The sequence below is a fragment of the Pseudomonas sp. BP8 genome (genome assembly GCF_017875955.1).
GTDB lineage: Bacteria > Pseudomonadota > Gammaproteobacteria > Pseudomonadales > Pseudomonadaceae > Aquipseudomonas.
Window position 1 is genome coordinate 1451201 of the sequence record NZ_JAGINK010000001.1, and the last position, 18540, is coordinate 1469740.

The 18540-nt window shown below is 61.7% G+C and carries 17 protein-coding genes and 1 tRNA gene; 9 read left to right on the forward strand and 9 right to left on the reverse strand.

Features of this window, described 5'->3' with window-relative positions:
- The first annotated feature begins 21 nt into the window (after positions 1-21).
- On the forward strand, positions 22-1005 hold the full coding sequence (locus J3B00_RS06300; protein WP_209865617.1) for a Fic family protein: 984 nt from the start codon (positions 22-24) through the stop codon (positions 1003-1005).
- 37 nt (positions 1006-1042) lie between these two features.
- On the opposite strand, the gene J3B00_RS06305 is transcribed toward J3B00_RS06300, so the two are convergent.
- Positions 1043-2236 (reverse strand): MFS transporter, encoded by a 1194-nt coding sequence (locus J3B00_RS06305; RefSeq protein WP_209865620.1) that lies wholly within the window; start codon positions 2234-2236, stop codon positions 1043-1045.
- Positions 2237-2515: 279 nt separating this feature from the next.
- Here J3B00_RS06305 and J3B00_RS06310 point away from each other — a divergent pair, with 279 nt between their 5' ends.
- The 3 genes from J3B00_RS06310 to J3B00_RS06320 all read left to right on the forward strand — a co-directional run bounded on the left by J3B00_RS06310 (position 2516) and on the right by J3B00_RS06320 (position 6569).
- A complete protein-coding gene (locus J3B00_RS06310; protein WP_209865623.1) occupies positions 2516-3034 on the forward strand; it encodes a sigma-70 family RNA polymerase sigma factor in 519 nt (172 codons plus the stop codon).
- The gene (locus tag J3B00_RS06315) at positions 3034-3990 is read left to right on the forward strand and encodes a FecR family protein (RefSeq protein WP_209865626.1); all 957 of its coding nucleotides are present in this window, start codon (positions 3034-3036) and stop codon (positions 3988-3990) included. The genes J3B00_RS06310 and J3B00_RS06315 overlap by 1 nt, the downstream gene beginning before the upstream one ends.
- A 74-nt stretch (positions 3991-4064) precedes the next feature.
- On the forward strand, positions 4065-6569 hold the full coding sequence (locus J3B00_RS06320; RefSeq protein ID WP_209865630.1) for a TonB-dependent siderophore receptor: 2505 nt from the start codon (positions 4065-4067) through the stop codon (positions 6567-6569).
- A 149-nt stretch (positions 6570-6718) separates the two neighbouring features.
- Here the strand turns inward: J3B00_RS06320 and ychF are convergent, their stop codons facing one another.
- The 8 genes from ychF to J3B00_RS06360 all read right to left on the reverse strand — a co-directional run bounded on the left by ychF (position 6719) and on the right by J3B00_RS06360 (position 13516).
- Entirely contained in the window at positions 6719-7819 is a 1101-nt protein-coding gene (gene ychF / locus J3B00_RS06325) for a redox-regulated ATPase YchF (RefSeq protein ID WP_209865633.1), read from the reverse strand.
- Positions 7820-7841: 22 nt separating this feature from the next.
- Complete coding sequence (pth, locus tag J3B00_RS06330) at positions 7842-8426, reverse strand: aminoacyl-tRNA hydrolase (protein WP_209865636.1); 585 nt, start codon at positions 8424-8426, stop codon at positions 7842-7844.
- A 77-nt stretch (positions 8427-8503) separates the two neighbouring features.
- Positions 8504-9100: a 50S ribosomal protein L25/general stress protein Ctc gene (locus J3B00_RS06335; protein ID WP_209865640.1), complete on the reverse strand. Its 597-nt coding sequence runs from the start codon at positions 9098-9100 to the stop codon at positions 8504-8506.
- Positions 9101-9223: 123 nt separating this feature from the next.
- A complete protein-coding gene (locus tag J3B00_RS06340; RefSeq protein WP_099773531.1) occupies positions 9224-10165 on the reverse strand; it encodes a ribose-phosphate pyrophosphokinase in 942 nt (313 codons plus the stop codon).
- Between the two features lie 47 nt (positions 10166-10212).
- Positions 10213-10287: transfer RNA gene (locus J3B00_RS06345), tRNA-Gln, on the reverse strand.
- A gap of 34 nt (positions 10288-10321) precedes the next feature.
- Complete coding sequence (gene ispE / locus J3B00_RS06350; protein WP_209865643.1) at positions 10322-11167, reverse strand: 4-(cytidine 5'-diphospho)-2-C-methyl-D-erythritol kinase; 846 nt, start codon at positions 11165-11167, stop codon at positions 10322-10324.
- A gap of 3 nt (positions 11168-11170) precedes the next feature.
- Entirely contained in the window at positions 11171-11788 is a 618-nt protein-coding gene (lolB, locus tag J3B00_RS06355; RefSeq protein ID WP_209865646.1) for a lipoprotein insertase outer membrane protein LolB, read from the reverse strand.
- Positions 11789-11791: 3 nt separating this feature from the next.
- Positions 11792-13516: a tetratricopeptide repeat protein gene (locus tag J3B00_RS06360; RefSeq protein WP_209865649.1), complete on the reverse strand. Its 1725-nt coding sequence runs from the start codon at positions 13514-13516 to the stop codon at positions 11792-11794.
- Positions 13517-13728: 212 nt separating this feature from the next.
- Here J3B00_RS06360 and hemA point away from each other — a divergent pair, with 212 nt between their 5' ends.
- The 5 genes from hemA to murI are packed head-to-tail and all read left to right on the forward strand — an operon-like array spanning position 13729 to position 18454.
- Positions 13729-15006 carry a glutamyl-tRNA reductase gene (gene hemA, locus J3B00_RS06365; protein WP_209865651.1) on the forward strand — a complete coding sequence of 426 codons (1278 nt, stop codon included), beginning with the start codon at positions 13729-13731 and terminating at the stop codon, positions 15004-15006.
- Positions 15003-16085: a peptide chain release factor 1 gene (prfA, locus tag J3B00_RS06370; RefSeq protein ID WP_209865654.1), complete on the forward strand. Its 1083-nt coding sequence runs from the start codon at positions 15003-15005 to the stop codon at positions 16083-16085. The genes hemA and prfA overlap by 4 nt, the downstream gene beginning before the upstream one ends.
- Positions 16085-16915, forward strand: coding sequence for a peptide chain release factor N(5)-glutamine methyltransferase (prmC, locus tag J3B00_RS06375; protein ID WP_209865656.1), 831 nt, complete (start codon positions 16085-16087; stop codon positions 16913-16915). The genes prfA and prmC overlap by 1 nt, the downstream gene beginning before the upstream one ends.
- The gene (locus J3B00_RS06380; RefSeq protein ID WP_209865659.1) at positions 16909-17664 is read left to right on the forward strand and encodes a molybdopterin-synthase adenylyltransferase MoeB; all 756 of its coding nucleotides are present in this window, start codon (positions 16909-16911) and stop codon (positions 17662-17664) included. Before prmC ends, J3B00_RS06380 begins: the two co-directional genes overlap by 7 nt.
- Positions 17657-18454 carry a glutamate racemase gene (murI, locus tag J3B00_RS06385; protein WP_209865662.1) on the forward strand — a complete coding sequence of 266 codons (798 nt, stop codon included), beginning with the start codon at positions 17657-17659 and terminating at the stop codon, positions 18452-18454. Before J3B00_RS06380 ends, murI begins: the two co-directional genes overlap by 8 nt.
- Positions 18455-18540: the final 86 nt, after the last annotated feature.

Consider the following 18540-nt stretch of genomic DNA (forward strand, 5'->3'; position numbering starts at 1 on the left):
GCCCACCTGAGAATTCTGTGCATGAAAAGGTATGAACCGCCGCTCACTCTGACTCCGGCCATGCTGGGCCTGGTTGCTGACATCAGTGAGCAGGTGGGGATGCTGACGGCCCGGCGAGAAGATGCTCTAGCGCCGCAATTGCGTCGGGGCAACCGCATCCGCACCATCCAGGCTTCACTCGCAATCGAGAACAACACGCTGAGTGTGGAGCAGGTAACCGCTGTGTTGGAGGGCAAGCGGGTGCTGGGCCTGCCCCGAGAGATCCAGGAAGTGCGCAACGCATTTTCTGCCTACGATGCCATGCCAGGATGGAGACCGAATCGTCAGGCCGATTTGCTGCAGGCGCATACGCTGTTGATGCAGGGTTTGATCGACGACGCAGGCCATTACCGACGAGGCGGCGTCGGCATTTACCGGGGACAGCGTTTACTGCAGATGGCCCCACCGGCAAGCCGAGTGCCGACGTTGGTCCACGATCTCCTGTACTGGCTTGCGAGATGTACCTGGCACCCACTTATCGCCAGTTGCGTCTTTCACTACGAATTCGAATTCATTCATCCTTTCACTGATGGTAACGGGCGGATGGGGCGTTTATGGCAAACCTTGATGTTGAGCCACTGGCGTCCGGTCATGGCGTACTTGCCGGTGGAGACTGTGATTCGCGCGCAGCAGGATACTTACTATGCGGCGCTGGCGGCTGCAGATCAGGCAGCAGAGGCAACCCCGTTTGTGGAGTTCATGTTGGAAGCGTTGCATATTGCACTCATTGAGGCTGCCCAGAGCGATCAAGTAAGCGATCAAGTAAGCGTCCAGGTTGCACGTTTGTTGGCGGTTCTACCGCCCGGTGTTGCGTTGAAAACGAGTGAATTGATGAGCCTCCTGCAGCTTGTGCATCGACCGTCCTTCAACAAGAACTATCTCAAGCCTGCACTGGAAGCCGGTTTGGTAGAAATGACCGATCCGGCATCTCCTCGCAGTCCGGGCCAGCGATATCGACGTGTCTAGGTGCCCTGAGAAGAGCAGCAGCCCGGGCCCGTGAGTTTCACCTCCTGCGAGGGGCCTGGCCCGCAGTACATGCGCCGGCGTTCGGTATACGCCGTCTGGGCTTACCGGCGCAGTACGCGGCCAGCATCAGCGCGATCGCTGTCAGCCCGCCGCCCGCCCACGGTGTGGCGGCCAGCGTCGAATGGGCGATGACCACTGCACCCACAGCGGTCCCCACGCCCACGCCAAGGTGCATGGCAGAAAGGTTCAGGCTCATGCCGGCCTGGAAGGTATCCGGGCCACGGGCAGCCAGGTAACTCTGCACCACGGGCGAGACCATCCAGCTGACGCCACCCCAGAGCATCATCAGCGGCAGGAACAGCCACGGCGTGCCTGCGCCCAGCGGCAGCATCAGCAGGCTTGCCAGGTACAGCAAAGGCGTCAAGACGATAGCCCGGGTGGTCCCGAGTCGGTCAGCCATCCAGCCTCCGACATAACCGCCCGAGACACCCGCGATGCCAAACGCGGCAAATACCGCCGCCAACCACGGCTCAGGGATCTGCCCGATCTGCAAGGCATAGGGTGCCAGGTAGGCGAACACTGTGAAGTGTCCGGCGATCATCAACAGTGAAACCCACTGCGCGGCAGTCAGGCGTCCGTCACGCAGGTGTCGCCAGTAGCTGCCCGCAGCAATCCGCTCGCTGCCGTGCAGCGCTGGCAATGCCCGCCAGGCCACCAGTAACACCGCGAGCGCCAGCAGGGCCAAACCGACGAATACGCCCCGCCAGCCAAGTGCATCGCAGAACAGCATGCCCACCGGCACGCCGAGTACCAGCGAGCCACTGATGCCCATGAAGATCACCCCGATAGCGCGCCCGCGCAATGCATCCGGGACCATGCGCGTGGCCATCAGCGTGCAGGTCAGGCACGTCAGCGCGCTGGTCGCGGCCATGCCGATGCGCGCGGCGAGCAAGGCGCCGTAGCCGGGCGCCAGCGCTGCGAACAGATTGCACAGGGCGAACAGCCCCAGCGCTGTGCACAACAGGCCACGCAATGGAAAGCGTCGGGTCAGCAGGGGTGAGAAGGGGGCGGCAGCGGCGAACGCCAGAGAGAACACCGTGGTCAGTTGCCCGGCAATCCCGAGGGGGACGTCGAGTCCGTCGACCAGTGCCGGCAAGATGCCGATGGTGATGTTTTCTGCCATGCCCGTGACGAAAGTCGCCAGGGCGAGAAGCCAGATTCGTGCGCTCATGTGTGCTCCGAGGTGCAAGCCGGCCATGGTCCGGACCTGCAGACCAGACGGTTGACCGGCAAAGGTCAGACCATCGGGTTTCGAGGCAGCGCTTCGGTTATCCCGCTTCTATCAAGTGGCCAGTGTAGTCTTTTGGCGGCTGGCAGTGTAGTCAGCGCAAGTCCAACTGCATGCCGACAAACTGGGTCGCTGGTCGGCTAGCGAGGCAGAGGATGCGTCATTGCGAGGCGATCAGCAGTTCGATTAACATCAAATAATTCTTATTAGCAAGTATTCGTGATGAAGCCCACTCCGCTCGCACCGGCCGAAACGCTCGAGGCACTCTACCAAGGCCACCACGGCTGGTTGCTCGGCTGGCTGCGTCGTCGCTTGCACTGCCCGCATAACGCGGCGGACGTGGCTCAAGATACGTTCATACGCGTGCTTTGCGCAGGCCCCTATGTGGCGCCTAGCCAACCGCGCGCATTCCTTGCCACGGTAGCCCGTCGGTTGTTGATCGACAACGGAAGGCGCAAGCGTCTGGAACAAGCCTATCGGGATGAGCTGGAACTGTGGGCGTGCTCGCTCGATCAGGCACCGTCACCGGAGCAGATCCTGCAGGCGGTGCAGGTGCTTGAAAGCATCGACCGGGCCCTGTCGCGCCTGGCGCCGCGGGTCCGAGAAGCGTTCATGCTGCGGCACCTGGAGGGGTTGAGCCAAAACGATATTGCGGTGCGCCTGGGTATTTCGCTGAGGACCGTGCAAATGGACTTGGTGTCTGCATTGGAAGCGTGCGATGACGTGGCAGGAATGCACTGATGACTCAGCCTTTTCCGCCTGCAGTACGTCGCCAGGCCGCCGAATGGCTGGTGCGCCTCGATCACCAGGCCGACGCCGAAACCCAACAGGCATTCGCCGACTGGCTGGCGCTGGATCCGCAACATGCCGAGGCGATTGCCCGCCTGCAGGGTCATCTCGCATCCCTGCAAGCGCTCCCGGCGCAGCCGGCACGTGCAGCGTTACGCCAGGCAGGGCGTCCAGGCCGGAGTCTGACGTCGCTGGCGATCGTGGCACTGATCGGCGCGACCACGCTACTTGGCTCCTTGTATCTGCAGCAAGGCTTTGCGCTGTCCGACTTGAGTACGGCCAGCGGCGAACGTCACAGCGAACGCCTTGCCGATGGCAGCATGATCGATCTGGACGCCAGCTCGGTGGTGGATCTGCAGTTCGATCCGCATCAACGTCGGGTGAACCTGTTGCAGGGGGAGATTCTGGTGGATGTGGCCAAGGATCCACTGCGGCCTTTCTACGTGACCACGCCTCAAGGAAGCATTCGCGCGCTGGGTACGCGTTTTATCGTCGAGCGCCTCGACGACGCTACGCTGGTGACCATGCTCGAGTCCGTTACCCGGATCGACAGCGCAGGTCACAGCCAGACCCTGAATGCCGGTGAGCGGCTGCGCTTCGACGCCAGCGGGCCTGGCACTGTGCAGAAGGTCGACAGCCTCGCCTTGCAGAACGCCTGGAATGCCCATCAGTTGCTGGCCTATGACCAGCCGCTGAGCGAAGTGCTGGAGCGCCTGGCGCGGCATCGCAAAGGCCTGGTGCTGTTCGACAAACAGGCAATGGCGGCGTTGCGGGTGACGGTAATGCTGCCCAGCGATGACAGTGATCGGGCGTTGCGCTTACTGGCGCGCACGTTGCCCATCCAAGTGCGTCAGTACACCCCATGGCTGACGCTGGTATCGGTCAAGGCAGACAGTGCCATGAAATAATTTGCATTCCCATTGCGTGTTTTCCGCATTCGGTCGTCCTTTCCATGGCCAACAATGAACGGAGATTCGCAACCATGACTTCACCCTCCTGCAAGACGACCCTGCCGTCGCCAGGCGGCCTGCTTCTGGCAACCCGTCTGGCCTTGGGCGTTTTGCCGCTGGCGTTGCCGGTACTGGCCCACGCCCAGGCGCAAGTTCAACCTTACGACATCCCGGCAGGGCCACTGGAGCAGGTGCTGGGGCGCTACGCCCAAGCCGCGGGCGCACCGATCTCAGTGCAGAGCTATCAGGTGGCAGGCTTGACCAGCCTTGGCATAAAGGGCAGTTACAGCGTTATCGAAGGCTTTGCCCAGGTCTTGCGCGGCACTGGTTTGAGCGTGCGCAGCAGCGCCGACGGCTACGTCGTGCACGGCGTCCCTGGCGATGCCGGGGCGCTTGAAGTTGAAGCAACTACCGTTTCCGCAAGCGTGCTGGGGAGCACCACCGAAGGATCGGGTTCGTACACCACTGGCGAAACCGCTGCGGCTACCCGCATGAACCTGAGCCTGCGCCAGACCCCGCAGTCGCTCACCGTGGTGACTCGTCAGCAGATGGACGACCAGAATCTGCAAAGCGTCTCGGAAGTGATGAAGCAAACTCCCGGTATTACCGTCAACCAGGAGAGCTCTGAGGCATTCACTTACTACTCACGCGGTTTCAAACTGGAGAACTATCAGTTCGACGGCGTGCCCAGCCTGTCATCGGATGGTGGCTCGTTGCGCGATAACTACAGTATTGGTAACAGCCTTGTGTATGACCGGGTTGAGGTGCTCAAGGGCGCGACTGGCCTGGTCAATGGTTCGGGTAACCCATCGGGGGTGATCAACTTGGTGCGCAAGCGCCCGACCGAGAAGTTCCAAGGCCGTGTTGGCGCTGGCGCAGGCTCGTGGGACAAGTACACTGCCGACGTCGACCTCTCCGGGCCGCTGACCAACAGCGGTCATATCCGTGGGCGGATGGTCGCCGGCACCCAGTCACAACACAGCTACGTCGATTACCTGACGGGCGAGCAGAACACGTTCTATGGCGTGATCGAAGCTGACCTGAGCGACAGCACGCTGGTCACGGTCGGCTATGACGTGCAGAAGAACTATGACAACGGCAGTACCACCGGCTCATTGCCTGCATTCTACAAAGATGGCAGAACAGTCGAGTTCGACCGCAGCACTAACGCGGCTGATCGCTGGACCTGGCGTAATCAGGAAACCCAACGTGCCTTCGCCGAGCTTGCGCATACCTTCGATAACGAGTGGGTGCTCAAAGGTGTGCTGAGCAGTCGCGACTACCGCTCGCGCGAGTTGATCTCGGGGATCAGCAGTGAGGCCATCCAGGCCGATGGGAGGATTTCCCATGGTTTCATTGGCGGCAATATCACCCCGCCCGACCCAGACAATCTGGCCGGCACCGCATCGAAGTTCAACACTACCAGCAAGGAGCAGGGCCTTGATCTTTACGCTCGCGGCCCCTTCAGCCTGGGTGGGCGCGTACATGAGGCGGTGTTCGGTTACAGCATCGCCCGAACCGAATCCACGTCCAAGCGCGACGACGGCCTTACCAATGGCGTGATCGACGATGTGTTCCAGTGGAACGGGTATGGCGACGTGCCGACCAACTTCGAATGGTGGTCGACGTTCGACTTCGAGGTTCGGCAACGAGTAGGTTTTGCGGCAACCGTCCTCAAACCGACTGACGCCTTCTCGGTGATTCTGGGGGCACGAATCGTCGACTACAAATGGGATATCGACACGATCAACGCCATTGGTCGAAGGGCTCCGGCCAGCGCGACCAATTCCAGCGAAATTGTCCCTTACGTGGGCGTCACCTACGATCTGGATCAATTCCACACGGTTTACGCCAGCTACACCGACATCTTCAAGCCACAGGCTTACAGCCTTGGTAGCAATGGCACCCCCATCGACCCACTGACTGGCGAAAGCTACGAGATTGGCCTCAAGGGGGCCTACTTTCAGGAGCGCCTGAATGCCAGTCTGGCGCTTTTCGAACTGAAACAGGACAACCTGGCCATCCTCAGCGGCGGGCTGACGCCTGAGGGCCGCAGTGCCTACAGAGCGGCGCAAGGTGTCACCACCCGTGGCGTGGAGCTTGAGGTCGCCGGTGAGGTTATGAAAGATCTGCAACTGATGGCCGGCTATACCTTTGCCGAGTCGCATGACGCTGATGGCAAACGCGAGGCCACCAACCAGCCGCAGCATCTGTTCAAGCTCGCCACCAACTACCGCCTACCGGGCGACTGGCACAAGGTGACGGTAGGCGGCAACGTCTACTGGCAGAGCTCGACGTTTTTCAAGCCGAGCGACGAGGACTGGTACGAAATCGACGATCCGACTGCCAAGTTTGAGCAGAAGTCCTACACGCTGGTGGGGCTGGTTGGCGGCTATGACTTCACTCAGCACCTCAAGGCCACCGTCAACGTCAACAACCTGTTCGACAAGCACTACTACAGCGGCATCGGCAATTACGGCACCGTGTTCTGGGGAGCGCCGCGCAACGTGATGTTCAACGTGAAATACAGCTTCTGAGCTGAGTATCTCAATAGCCCCGGCTTACTTGAGGCTGACTAAATCTCAAAGACCTTGAAAGGGCTGGGCCTTAACGCAAAACCCCCGTGTCGCCAGGCGATCACGGGGGCTTGTGGTTCTTCAGACGCCGTGGAACTCCACGGCAACCATCAGACGTTAAAGCGGAAGTGCATCACATCGCCATCCTTGACGATGTAGTCCTTGCCTTCCAGGCGCCATTTGCCGGCTTCCTTGGCACCGCCTTCACCCTTGAACTGGATGAAGTCGTCATAGGCGACCACTTCGGCGCGAATGAAGCCTTTTTCGAAGTCGGTGTGGATCACGCCGGCGGCCTGCGGGGCGGTGGCGCCGATGCGTACGGTCCAGGCGCGGACTTCCTGCACGCCGGCAGTGAAGTAGGTCTGCAGGTTGAGCAGCTCGTAACCGGCGCGGATCACACGGTTCAGGCCGGGCTCTTCCAGGCCCAGGGCCTCGAGGAACATGTCCTTTTCTTCGCCATCGTCGAGCTCGGCGATCTCGGCCTCGATCTTGTTGCACACTGGCACCACGACCGCGCCTTCTTCTTCGGCGATGGCGCGGACTACGTCCAGGTGCGGGTTGTTGTCGAAGCCGTCTTCAGCAACGTTGGCGATGTACATGACCGGCTTGCTGGTCAGCAGGTGGAAGCTACGGATGACGGCTTTTTCGTCGTCAGCCATGTTCTTCATCAGGCTGCGCGCCGGCTTGCCTTCGGTGAAGTGCGGGATCAGCTTTTCCAGGATCGCCTTTTGCGCCAGGGCTTCCTTGTCGCCGCCCTTGGCGTTGCGGGTGACTTTCTGCAGTTGCTTCTCGCAGCTGTCGAGGTCGGCGAAGATCAGCTCGAGGTCGATGATCTCGATGTCGCGCTTGGGGTCGACGCTGTTCGAGACGTGAATCACGTTCTCGTCTTCAAAGCAGCGCACCACGTGGGCGATGGCGTCGGTTTCACGGATGTTGGCCAAAAACTTGTTGCCCAGGCCTTCACCTTTCGAAGCACCCGCCACCAGGCCGGCGATGTCGACGAACTCCATGGTGGTTGGCAGGATGCGGTTCGGCTTGACGATCTCGGCCAGCGCCGCCAGGCGCGCATCTGGCATCGGCACGATGCCGCTGTTCGGCTCGATGGTGCAGAAGGGGAAGTTCTCAGCCGCGATGCCGGACTTGGTCAGCGCGTTGAACAGGGTGGACTTGCCGACGTTGGGCAGGCCGACGATGCCGCAATTGAAACCCATGGAAATTCCCCTCTAGGTGATATCAGGCCTTCTGGCCGTGCAGCTCGCGCATGGCCTTGGCGAAGTCGCCGGCGAGCACGTCCGGCAGCACGCCGAGGGCAAAGTCGATGCTGGCGTCGAGCTTTTCCTGTTCGGCACGCGGTGCGCGGCCCAGGACAAAGTTGGAGACCAGCTTGGCGTCACCCGGGTGGCCTATGCCAAGCCGCAGGCGATGGAAGTCGTTCTGGTTACCGAGCTGCGCGATAATGTCGCGCAGGCCGTTGTGCCCGCCGTGTCCGCCGCCCTTCTTGAGCTTGGCGACGCCGGGAGGCAAGTCGAGTTCGTCGTGAGCCACCAGAATTGCCGCAGGTGGGATCCTGAAGAAATTGGCCAAGGCCGCTACGGACTGGCCGCTGCGGTTCATGTAGGTGGTGGGAATCAACAGACGGACGTCGTTGCCCTGATGGCTGAATTTAGCCGTCAGGCCGAAATATTTGCGGTCAGCAGTCAAGGAGACACGCTGGGCGCTGGCAATGCGTTCAACGAAAAGAGCCCCTGCGTTATGCCGGGTCTGTTCGTATTCGGGGCCGGGGTTACCCAAGCCGACGATCAACTGGATGGCGGTCACGTAGGGGCTCTTCCTTGGAGTTGGTAGGTTACAGTGCTGGGCACTGTAACCCGGTCAACACCGGCGTGCCGAGTAGATTACTCAGCAGCGCCTTCTTCAGCTTCCGGCGCAACACGCGGAGCGTGAACGTTGGCAACAGCTTTGTCATCACCGTGGGCCAGAGCTACGAACTCTACGCCTTTCGGAGCTTTCAGGTCCGACAGGTGGATGATGGTGCCGATTTCAGCGTTAGCCAGGTCGACTTCGATGAACTCTGGCAGATCCTTGGCTTCGCAGGAAACTTCGATCTGAGCTTCAACGTGCGAGATCTCGCCGCCTTTCTTGATCGGTGCTTCTTCGTTGATGAAGTGCACTGGAACCTGAGCGGTCAGCTTCTGGCCAGCAACGACGCGAATGAAGTCAGCGTGCATGATGAATTGCTTGGCTGGGTGACGCTGCATGGCCTTGACGATGACGTTTTGCTTGGTGCCGTCAACGTTCAGCTCGATAACGTGGCTGTAGGCAGCTTCATTTTCGAACAGTTTGGCGATTTCCTTCGACACGATGGTCAGGGATTCAGCGTCTTTACCGCCACCGTAGACAACGGCAGGGATGCTCAGCGAGTGACGCAGGCGGCGGCTCGCACCTTTCCCCAGGTCAGTACGCTTTTGGGCGTTCAGGATGAAATCAGTCATTTTGCTTCTCCAAAATAGCCATCTCCCGCAGGCGTTTGCGACCAGCGCCAAACGGGGTGGGCAAAAAAGCCCCGCCCCGACAACGGGGTCGGGGCGGGGCGCTTTTCGTCAACGGTGTGCCGCTTAGCGGAACATCGCGCTGATCGATTCTTCGTTGCTGATGCGGCGGACCGCTTCAGCGACAACCGGTGCGATATCCAACTGGCGGATACGGTCACAGGCTTGAGCAGCGGCGGACAGCGGGATGGTGTTGGTCACCACCAGTTCGTCCAGTACCGACTTCTCGATGTTCTCGATCGCTCGGCCAGAGAGAACAGGGTGCGTGCAGTAGGCGTAAACCTTGGCAGCGCCGTGTTCTTTCAGGGCCTTGGCCGCGTGGCACAGGGTGCCGGCGGTGTCGACCATGTCGTCTACCAGGATGCAAGTGCGTCCTTCGACGTCGCCGATGATATGCATCACTTCGGAGTGATTGGCCTTTTCACGGCGTTTGTCGATGATACCCAGATCGACACCCAGCGACTTGGCAACAGCACGTGCACGCACGACGCCACCAATGTCTGGGGAGACAATCATCAGGTTCTCGAAACGCTGGTCTTCGATATCGTCGACCAGTACGGGCGAGCCGTAGATGTTGTCGACAGGAATATCGAAGAAACCCTGGATCTGGTCAGCGTGCAGGTCGACGGTGAGAACACGGTCGATACCCACGACAGTGAGCATGTCAGCGACAACTTTGGCGCTGATGGCTACACGTGCCGAACGCGGACGGCGGTCCTGGCGGGCGTATCCGAAGTAAGGAATCACGGCAGTGATTCGGGAAGCTGAGGAGCGGCGGAAGGCATCTGCCATCACTACCAGTTCCATCAGATTATCGTTGGTCGGAGCGCAGGTCGGCTGAATAATGAAGACGTCTTTACCGCGGACATTTTCATTGATCTCAGTGCTGATCTCACCGTCGGAGAATTTACCGACAGAGACGTCACCGAGAGGGATATGCAGCTGACGTACGACACGCCGAGCCAGATCGGGGTTAGCGTTCCCCGTAAAGACCATCATCTTGGACACGCGCAGTACCTGAAGGCTGAGGGTATACCTGGATGAGTATAGGAAAATGGCAGGGGCGGCTGGATTCGAACCAACGCATGGCAGGATCAAAACCTGCTGCCTTACCGCTTGGCGACGCCCCTGTATCTGTTGCTGCGAGTGCTTAACACTCGACTTCTAGAGCAGACTCTGTAGCGTGCGATGCAACATCGAAACGTTGCTTCCCTTTGCCACAAACCCTGTTTGTGTCTCTGAAAGAAGGGCCAGAACTTTATCAGCTTCGGCTTTGCTTGGGAAGGCCCCAAACACGCAACTTCCAGTACCGGTTAATCGAGCTTCAGTATATTTACCCAGAAGATTCAACGCATTGCGAACTTCAGGATAACTTTGCTCTACCACCGCTTGGCAGTCATTTCGACTGTTTCCCTCGGGAACGGGGCGCATCTTAAGGGGGAGGGAATCACGTGTCAACTGTGGATGTGAAAAAATTTCCGCTGTGCTGACAGACACTTGCGGCACCAGCACGACATACCAGGGTTCTTCCGGATCGACCGGGGTCAGCTGTTCGCCGACACCCTGGGCAAACGCCGCATGACCGCGGACGAAAACCGGTACGTCGGCACCGAGAGCCAAACCCAGGGTGGCCAGGCGGTCGTGATCCCACCCTAGCTGCCACAGATGGTTCAGGCCGAGCAGGGTGGTCGCGGCATCCGAGCTACCGCCGCCAATACCGCCGCCCATGGGCAGGACCTTGTCCAGCCAGATATCCACGCCGAGCGTGCAGCCAGCCTGTTGCTGCAACTGGCGCGCGGCACGCACGATCAGGTTGCTGTCGTGGTCGACGCCGGCGATCTCGCTCTGCAGGCGTACCTGGCCATCGTCGCGCAGGGCAAAGCGCAGTTCATCGGCGTGTTCGAGAAACTGGAACACGGTTTCAAGCTGGTGGTAACCGTCGTCGCGGCGACCAATGATATGCAGCCACAGGTTGAGCTTGGCCGGGGCCGGCAGGGTCAACGTGCGCATTGATCAGTGTCCCAGCTGGCGCGGCTGCCAGTCCTTGACCACCAGGGTCACGTCGAGGTTCTTGCCGTGCAGCTTGAGACGCTCGGGTAGCCAGTAGCCGTTCTGCTCGGTGTAGCTCAGGTATTCGACCTGCCAGCCATCCTGGTTCAGGCTGGCAAGGCGGCTGTCATCGTCGAGGGTCAGCTGGCTCTTGCTGTCAGGCGCTGGCAGGCCGCGTACCCACCAGACCAGGTGCGACACCGGCAACTCCCAGCCAAGCTGTTCTTCGAGCAGAGCTTCTGGGCTTGGCGCCTCATAGCGGCCTTGATTGGCCACTTCGAGCACCACGCCGCCGGGGCGACCGGTCAGGCGTGCGGCACCGCGGCCGAGAGGGCCGGCCAGGCGAATGTCGTAGTAGTCCTGGCGCTGCAGCCAGAACAGCGTGCCGCTGCCCGAATCTTTCGGTGCGCGGATGCCGACCTTGCCGTTGATCTGCCAGCCGTCGAGGGTGCTCAGTTGAGCCTTGTGCTGACGCCACAACTGCGGGTCGCCCTTGCCTTGCAGGGCCTCGCGGCTGCCAAATCCGGCACAGCCGGTCAGCAGGGCAATCAGGGTAAAGGTAATGCAATGACGCAAGAACATGGCTTAAAGGGTCTCGGATCCGGTCAGGCGCAACACAGTCTTGCGCAGGATAGGGCTGTCGGGCTGGGCCTGGAAGGCCTTGGCCCAGACCTGGCGGGCTTCACGGCGCTTGCCGTTGGCCCAGAGCACTTCGCCCAGGTGAGCGGCTACTTCATGGTCGGGGAAACGTTCCAGTGCCTGGCGTAGCAAGCGTTCGGCTTCGTCCAGATTACCCAGGCGATAGTTGACCCAGCCCAGGCTGTCGAGCACGGCCGGGTCATCCGGGGTCAACTGGTGTGCCTTGTCGATCAGTGACTTGGCTTCGGCATAGCGGCTGGTGCGATCGGCCAACGTATAGCCGAGGGCATTGATTGCCATGGCGTTGTCGGGCTCTTTGGCGATGATCGCGCGCAAGTCCTTTTCCATCTGGCCGAGGTCGTTACGCTTCTCGGCCAGCATGGCACGGGTGTAGAGCAGGTTGAGGTCGTCCGGATAGCGCTTGATGGCTTGCTGCAGGACCTGGTCAGCCTGGGCTTCCTTGCCATTGTTGCCGTAGGTCTCGGCTTCGATCAGGTACAGCTGGATGGCGTAGTCCGGTTGCGCTTCGCGGGCTTCGGCGAGCAGTCGCGAGGCCTCGCTGCCGCGGCCGTTGGCGATCAGGATGTCGGCCTGGCGCAGCTGCGCCGGCAGGTAATCGGGGCCGGTGCCGACCAGGGCATATTCACGCAGCGCCGCTTCGGGGTCGTTGCGCTCTTCGTGCAGGCGCCCCAGGTTCAGGTGCGCGGCGTCGACGTTGCTGTCACGCTCGATCAGCTCCTGCAGATAGCCCTCGGCTTCCTCCCAGGCCTTGCTCTCCAGGCATACCAGCGCCAGCGAGTAACGCAGTTCGTCGTCCTCGGGGTATTGCTGAAGCATGCTTTCGAACTCGGCCTTGGCCTCGGCGATCTTGTCCTGTTCAACCAGGGTACGCGCGTAGGTCAGGCGCAAGCGCTTGTCTTCCGGGTTGTCACGGATAGCCCCGCGCAGCAATGGCAGCGCCTCCGGACCACGGTCCAGGGCTTGCAGCAAGCGAGCGCGGAGCAATGTCGGGGCGATCTCACCGTTTTCAGGCGGATGTGCCTCGAGCAGGCTCAATGCCTCTTCGGCCTTGCCGTCCTGATTCAGCAGCAGCGCTTTGCCGAACACCAGTTGGCTGTTGTCTGGATACTTCACCAGCAGCCGCTCGAAACTTTGCAGCAAGCCGTCGCGGGTGCTCTGGTCGGTTTCGGCGGCGGACAGCGCGAGGAAATCGAAGTGGGTGTCGCCCTGGCCCTGCAGGACCTTTTCCATGTAGGCCATGGAGTCGTCGTAGCGTTCGGCGCGGGCCAGCTGGATGGCCGCAGCGCGCTGGGCATCGAGATTGTCCGGATCGTTGCGGGCCCAGATCAGGGCGGTGTCGAGCGCGGGCTCGTCGGCGCCCAGATACTCAGCGATCCGGTAGGCCCGCTCGGAGACGGCAGGGTCCTGGGTTTTCTCGGCCTGGTCGACATAGTTGGCCAGGGCGATATCGAAGCGGTTGCGCTGGCCGGCCAGCTCTGCCACCAACAAGCTGTAGAAGGTGTCCTGCTTGAATGATCCGTACACCACGGGCTTGTCCTGCTCGGCCTTGGCCGCGTCGGCAACGGGCGTCTGGGCCTCGCTCTTCGGGGCCAGGCTCTGGCAGCCCTGGAGCAGGGCGAGGGTAAGCAGCAGTGCGTAGGGTCTATTCATAAATGAGGTATAGAAGTGCTAACCGACGGTCGGAGCATGATGACACAAGCGCAGTGGCAAACCCACCTGCGCAGCCATGCTGTTTATCAAGGGCCCGCGCGGCAGGCCGGTGTGGATTGCGCTGATCTATTACGACAATAGCGAACGGTGGTTGTTCTGAATCCTGCGAAGTAGGACAATTATCGGCTTCACGTCACAACCAGCGACCTTGCATGGCCTTTCTTGCACTTGGTATCAACCATAAGACTGCCTCGGTAGACGTACGCGAGCGCGTGGCGTTTACGCCCGAGCAGCTGGTCGATGCCCTGCAGCAGCTGTGTCGACTGACCGCCAGCCGTGAGGCGGCGATCCTGTCCACCTGCAACCGCAGCGAGCTTTATATAGAGCAGGACGAACTGGGCGCCGACGCCGTGTTGCAGTGGCTGGCCGCGTATCATCAGTTGAGTGTCGATGAACTGCGCGCCAGTGCCTATGTGCACGAAGAGCATGATGCGGTGCGGCACATGATGCGGGTTGCCTCCGGGCTCGACTCGCTGGTGCTCGGCGAGCCGCAGATTCTCGGCCAGATGAAATCGGCCTACGCCGTGGCCCGCGAGGCCGGAACCATCGGGCCTCTGCTCGGGCGCCTGTTCCAGGCCACCTTCAGTGCGGCCAAGCAGGTGCGTACCGACACCGCCATCGGTGAGAACCCGGTTTCGGTGGCGTTTGCTGCGGTCAGCCTGGCCAAGCAGATCTTCAGTGACCTGGGCCGCAGCCAGGCGTTGTTGATCGGTGCCGGCGAGACCATCACCCTGGTCGCTCGCCACTTGCATGAACAAGGCGTGCGGCGCATCGTCGTGGCCAACCGGACCCTGGAGCGGGCGAGCACCCTTGCCGCGCAGTTTGGCGCGCATGCGGTGCTGCTGGCCGACATCCCCCAGGAGCTGGCCAGCAGCGATATCGTCATCAGTTCCACCGCCAGCCAGTTGCCGATCCTCGGCAAGGGCGCGGTCGAAAGCGCGCTGAAGCAGCGTCGGCACAAGCCGATCTTCATGGTCGACATCGCCGTGCCGCGCGACATCGAGCCGGAAGTCGGCGAGCTGGACGATGTCTACCTGTACACCGTCGATGATCTGCACGATGTCGTCGCAGAAAACCTCAAGAGCCGCCAAGGCGCGGCTCAGGCTGCCGAAGAGCTGGTATCGGTGGGCGCCGAGGATTTCATGGTGCGCCTGCGCGAGCTGGCTGCGGTGGATGTGCTCAAGGCCTATCGCCAGCAAAGCGAGCGCCTGCGCGACGAAGAACTGCAAAAGGCCCAGCGTCTGCTGGCCAACGGCGGCAACCCGGAAGAGGTGCTGGCCCAGTTGGCTCGCGGGCTGACCAATAAACTCCTGCATGCGCCCAGCGTGCAATTGAAAAAGCTCTCGGCCGAGGGCCGCGTCGATGCGCTGGCCATGGCCCAGGAACTCTTTGCCCTCAACGAGGGCTCCACGGACAAACCCCCGCAATGAAAGCGTCGCTGCTGAACAAACTGGACACGCTCCAGGACCGCTTCGAGGAACTCACCGCCCTGCTGGGCGATGCCGAGGTCATTTCCGACCAGACGCGTTTTCGCGCCTATTCGCGTGAATACGCCGAAGTCGAGCCGGTGATGACTGCCTATCAAGAGTGGCGCAAGGTGCAGGGCGACCTCGAGGGGGCCCAGGCGCTGCTCAAGGACAGCGATCCGGACATGCGTGAAATGGCCGTCGAGGAAGTCCGCGAAGCCAAAGAGCAACTGCTGGTGCTGGAGTCGCAGTTGCAGCGCATGCTGCTGCCCAAGGACCCCAACGACGGCCGCAACGTGTTCCTCGAAATCCGCGCCGGGACCGGCGGCGACGAAGCGGCGATCTTCTCCGGCGACCTGTTCCGCATGTATTCGCGCTATGCCGAGAAACGTGGCTGGCGGCTCGAGATCCTCTCCGAGAACGAAGGCGAACACGGCGGCTACAAAGAGATCATCGCCCGCGTCGAAGGCGACAATGTCTACGCCAAGCTCAAGTTCGAGTCGGGCGCGCACCGTGTCCAGCGCGTGCCGGAGACTGAATCGCAGGGCCGCATCCATACCTCGGCATGCACCGTGGCGGTGCTGCCCGAGCCTGATGAACAGGTGGCGATCGAGATCAATCCGGCCGACCTGCGCGTCGACACCTACCGCGCATCCGGCGCGGGCGGTCAGCACATCAACAAGACCGACTCGGCGATCCGCATCACGCACTTGCCGACCGGTATCGTCGTCGAGTGCCAGGAAGAGCGCTCGCAGCACAAGAACCGTGCTCGCGCCATGTCCTGGCTGTCGGCCAAGCTCAATGACATCCAGACCAGCGCCGCGCAGAACGCCATCGCCAGCGAACGCAAGCTGCTGGTCGGCTCGGGCGATCGTTCCGAGCGCATCCGCACCTACAACTATCCACAGGGGCGGGTCACCGACCACCGGGTCAACCTGACTCTGTACTCCCTCGACGATATCCTCGCCGGTGGCGTCGATGCCGTGATCGAACCTTTGCTGGCTGAATATCAGGCCGACCAACTGGCGGCCCTGGGGGATTAATGACCATCATCGCCAGCCTGCTGCGCAATGCGCAGTTGCCGGATTCGCCGACTGAACGGCTGGACGCCGAATTGCTCCTGGCTGCGGCCCTTGGCAAGTCGCGCAGCTACCTGCACACCTGGCCCGAGCGGATCGTCAGCAGCGAGGCTGCGCAGTGCTTCGCCGATTTCCTGGCGCGCCGCCGTGCCGGCGAACCGGTCGCCTACATTCTTGGTCAGCAGGGGTTCTGGAAGCTCGACCTGGAAGTGGCACCGCACACCTTGATCCCGCGGCCAGATACCGAACTGCTGGTGGAAACCGCGCTTGAACTGCAAGCGGCGACCCCGGCACGCTTGCTCGACCTGGGTACCGGCACCGGCGCCATCGCCCTGGCCCTGGCCAGCGAGCGGCCGGCCTGGCAGGTCCTGGCGGTGGACCGCATCGAGGAGGCCGTGGCCCTGGCCGAGCGCAATCGCCTGCGCCTGCAGTTGGGCAATGTCCAGGTGCGCGTCAGCCATTGGTATGACAGCCTGGTCGGCGAGCGCTTTGACATGATCCTGAGTAACCCGCCGTACATCCGTAGTGAAGACCCGCATCTGGTCGCCGGCGACGTGCGCTTTGAACCGAGCAGTGCGCTGGTGGCCGGCGCAGATGGCCTGGACGATTTGCGGGTCATCATCGCCCAGGCGCCGCAACACCTGTTGCCCGGCGGCTGGCTGCTGCTGGAGCACGGTTATGACCAGGCGCCAGCGGTGCGCGAACTGCTCAGCCAGCGCGGTTTCAGCGCGGTCTCGAGCCGCATCGACCTCGGCGGTCATCAACGGATTTCGCTGGGGCGCCTGGCATGCTGAGTGATCAGGAGCTGTTGCGCTACAGCCGCCAGGTGCTGCTGTCGCAGGTGGACATCGACGGCCAGTTGCGGCTCAAGCAGAGCAAGGCGCTGGTGGTCGGGGTCGGCGGGCTGGGTTCGCCAGTGGCCCTCTACCTGGCAGCGGCCGGTGTCGGCGAGTTGCACCTGGCTGACTTCGACACGGTCGACCTGACCAACCTGCAACGGCAGATCATTCATGACAGCGACAGCGTCGGCCTGGCCAAGGTCGACTCGGCGATCAAGCGTCTGCAGGCGATCAATCCCGAGATCAGCCTGGTCGCCCATCGCCAGGCACTGGACGAAGATTCGTTGGCTGCTGCGGTGGCAGCGGTCGATCTGGTGCTGGACTGCTCGGACAACTTCAGCACCCGTGAGGCGGTCAACGCTGCTTGCTTTGCCAACGGCAAGCCGCTGGTCAGTGGTGCGGCGATTCGCCTCGAGGGTCAGCTGTCGGTGTTCGACCCTCGGCGCGACAGCAGCCCCTGCTACCACTGCCTGTATGGCCATGGCAGCGAGGCCGAGCTGACCTGCAGCGAGGCAGGGGTGATCGGCCCGCTGGTCGGCCTGGTGGGCAGCCTGCAAGCGCTGGAAGCCTTGAAGCTGCTGGCCGGCTTCGGCGAGCCGCTGGTGGGGCGGTTGTTGTTGATTGATGCCTTGACCACACGCATGCGCGAACTGCGGGTCAAGCGCGACCCTGCCTGCCCGGTATGCAGCCATCGCCATGGCTGATCGTTCGGCGCCGATAGGCGTGATGGATTCGGGGGTCGGCGGTTTGTCGGTACTTGCCGAAATCCAGCGCCTGCTGCCCAACGAGTCGTTGCTGTACGTGGCCGACAGCGGTCATGTGCCTTACGGCGAGAAGTCCCCTGACTACATTCGTCAGCGCTTGCGGCATATTGCCGAGTTCTTCCAGCAGCAGGGCGCCAAGGCCATGGTGCTGGCCTGCAATACCGCCACCGTGGCGGCAGTCGCCGATCTGCGCGAGCGCTACCCGCAGTGGCCACTGGTGGGCATGGAGCCGGCGGTCAAACCGGCTGCGGCCGCGACCCGTTCGGGTGTGGTCGGTGTACTGGCCACTACCGGCACCTTGCAGAGCGCCAAGTTCGCCGCCTTGCTCGATCGCTTCGCCAACGATGTGCGGGTGATCACCCAGCCGTGCCCCGGCCTGGTCGAGCGCATCGAGGCCGGCGACCTGGTCAGCCCGCAGTTGCGTCAGCTGCTGGCCGGCTACGTTCAGCCGCTGCTGAGCGCTGGCTGTGACACGCTGATCCTTGGCTGCACGCACTATCCGTTCTTGCGTCCGCTGTTGGCTGAAATGGTGCCTGCCGACGTGGCAATCATCGATACCGGTGCGGCGGTGGCGCGGCAACTGCAACGGTTGCTGGCCGAGCGCAACTTGCTGGCGGATGGTCCGGCCCGCGAGAGCGCATTCTGGAGCAGTGCTGATCCGGAAAATCTGAGAAAAATCCTACCTTTGCTGTGGAAGATGTCCGACAGTGTGCAAAGCTTCAAAGTGTAAAAAAATCGTGAAATTCTACGCGTGAAGCTGAACTATCGTACTACTGCCGATTTCTATTGATTTGCCTGTGAGGGCAACAACAACTA

Coding starts and splice junctions, on each gene's coding strand:
- J3B00_RS06300 (WP_209865617.1), top strand. CDS start 22: ATGAAAAGGTATGAACCGCCGCTCACTCTGACTCCGGCCATGCTGGGC.
- J3B00_RS06305 (WP_209865620.1), bottom strand. CDS start 2,236: ATGAGCGCACGAATCTGGCTTCTCGCCCTGGCGACTTTCGTCACGGGC.
- J3B00_RS06310 (WP_209865623.1), top strand. CDS start 2,516: ATGAAGCCCACTCCGCTCGCACCGGCCGAAACGCTCGAGGCACTCTAC.
- J3B00_RS06315 (WP_209865626.1), top strand. CDS start 3,034: ATGACTCAGCCTTTTCCGCCTGCAGTACGTCGCCAGGCCGCCGAATGG.
- J3B00_RS06320 (WP_209865630.1), top strand. CDS start 4,065: ATGACTTCACCCTCCTGCAAGACGACCCTGCCGTCGCCAGGCGGCCTG.
- ychF (WP_209865633.1), bottom strand. CDS start 7,819: ATGGGTTTCAATTGCGGCATCGTCGGCCTGCCCAACGTCGGCAAGTCC.
- J3B00_RS06335 (WP_209865640.1), bottom strand. CDS start 9,100: ATGACTGATTTCATCCTGAACGCCCAAAAGCGTACTGACCTGGGGAAA.
- ispE (WP_209865643.1), bottom strand. CDS start 11,167: ATGCGCACGTTGACCCTGCCGGCCCCGGCCAAGCTCAACCTGTGGCTG.
- lolB (WP_209865646.1), bottom strand. CDS start 11,788: ATGTTCTTGCGTCATTGCATTACCTTTACCCTGATTGCCCTGCTGACC.
- J3B00_RS06360 (WP_209865649.1), bottom strand. CDS start 13,516: ATGAATAGACCCTACGCACTGCTGCTTACCCTCGCCCTGCTCCAGGGC.
- hemA (WP_209865651.1), top strand. CDS start 13,729: ATGGCCTTTCTTGCACTTGGTATCAACCATAAGACTGCCTCGGTAGAC.
- prfA (WP_209865654.1), top strand. CDS start 15,003: ATGAAAGCGTCGCTGCTGAACAAACTGGACACGCTCCAGGACCGCTTC.
- prmC (WP_209865656.1), top strand. CDS start 16,085: ATGACCATCATCGCCAGCCTGCTGCGCAATGCGCAGTTGCCGGATTCG.
- J3B00_RS06380 (WP_209865659.1), top strand. CDS start 16,909: ATGCTGAGTGATCAGGAGCTGTTGCGCTACAGCCGCCAGGTGCTGCTG.
- murI (WP_209865662.1), top strand. CDS start 17,657: ATGGCTGATCGTTCGGCGCCGATAGGCGTGATGGATTCGGGGGTCGGC.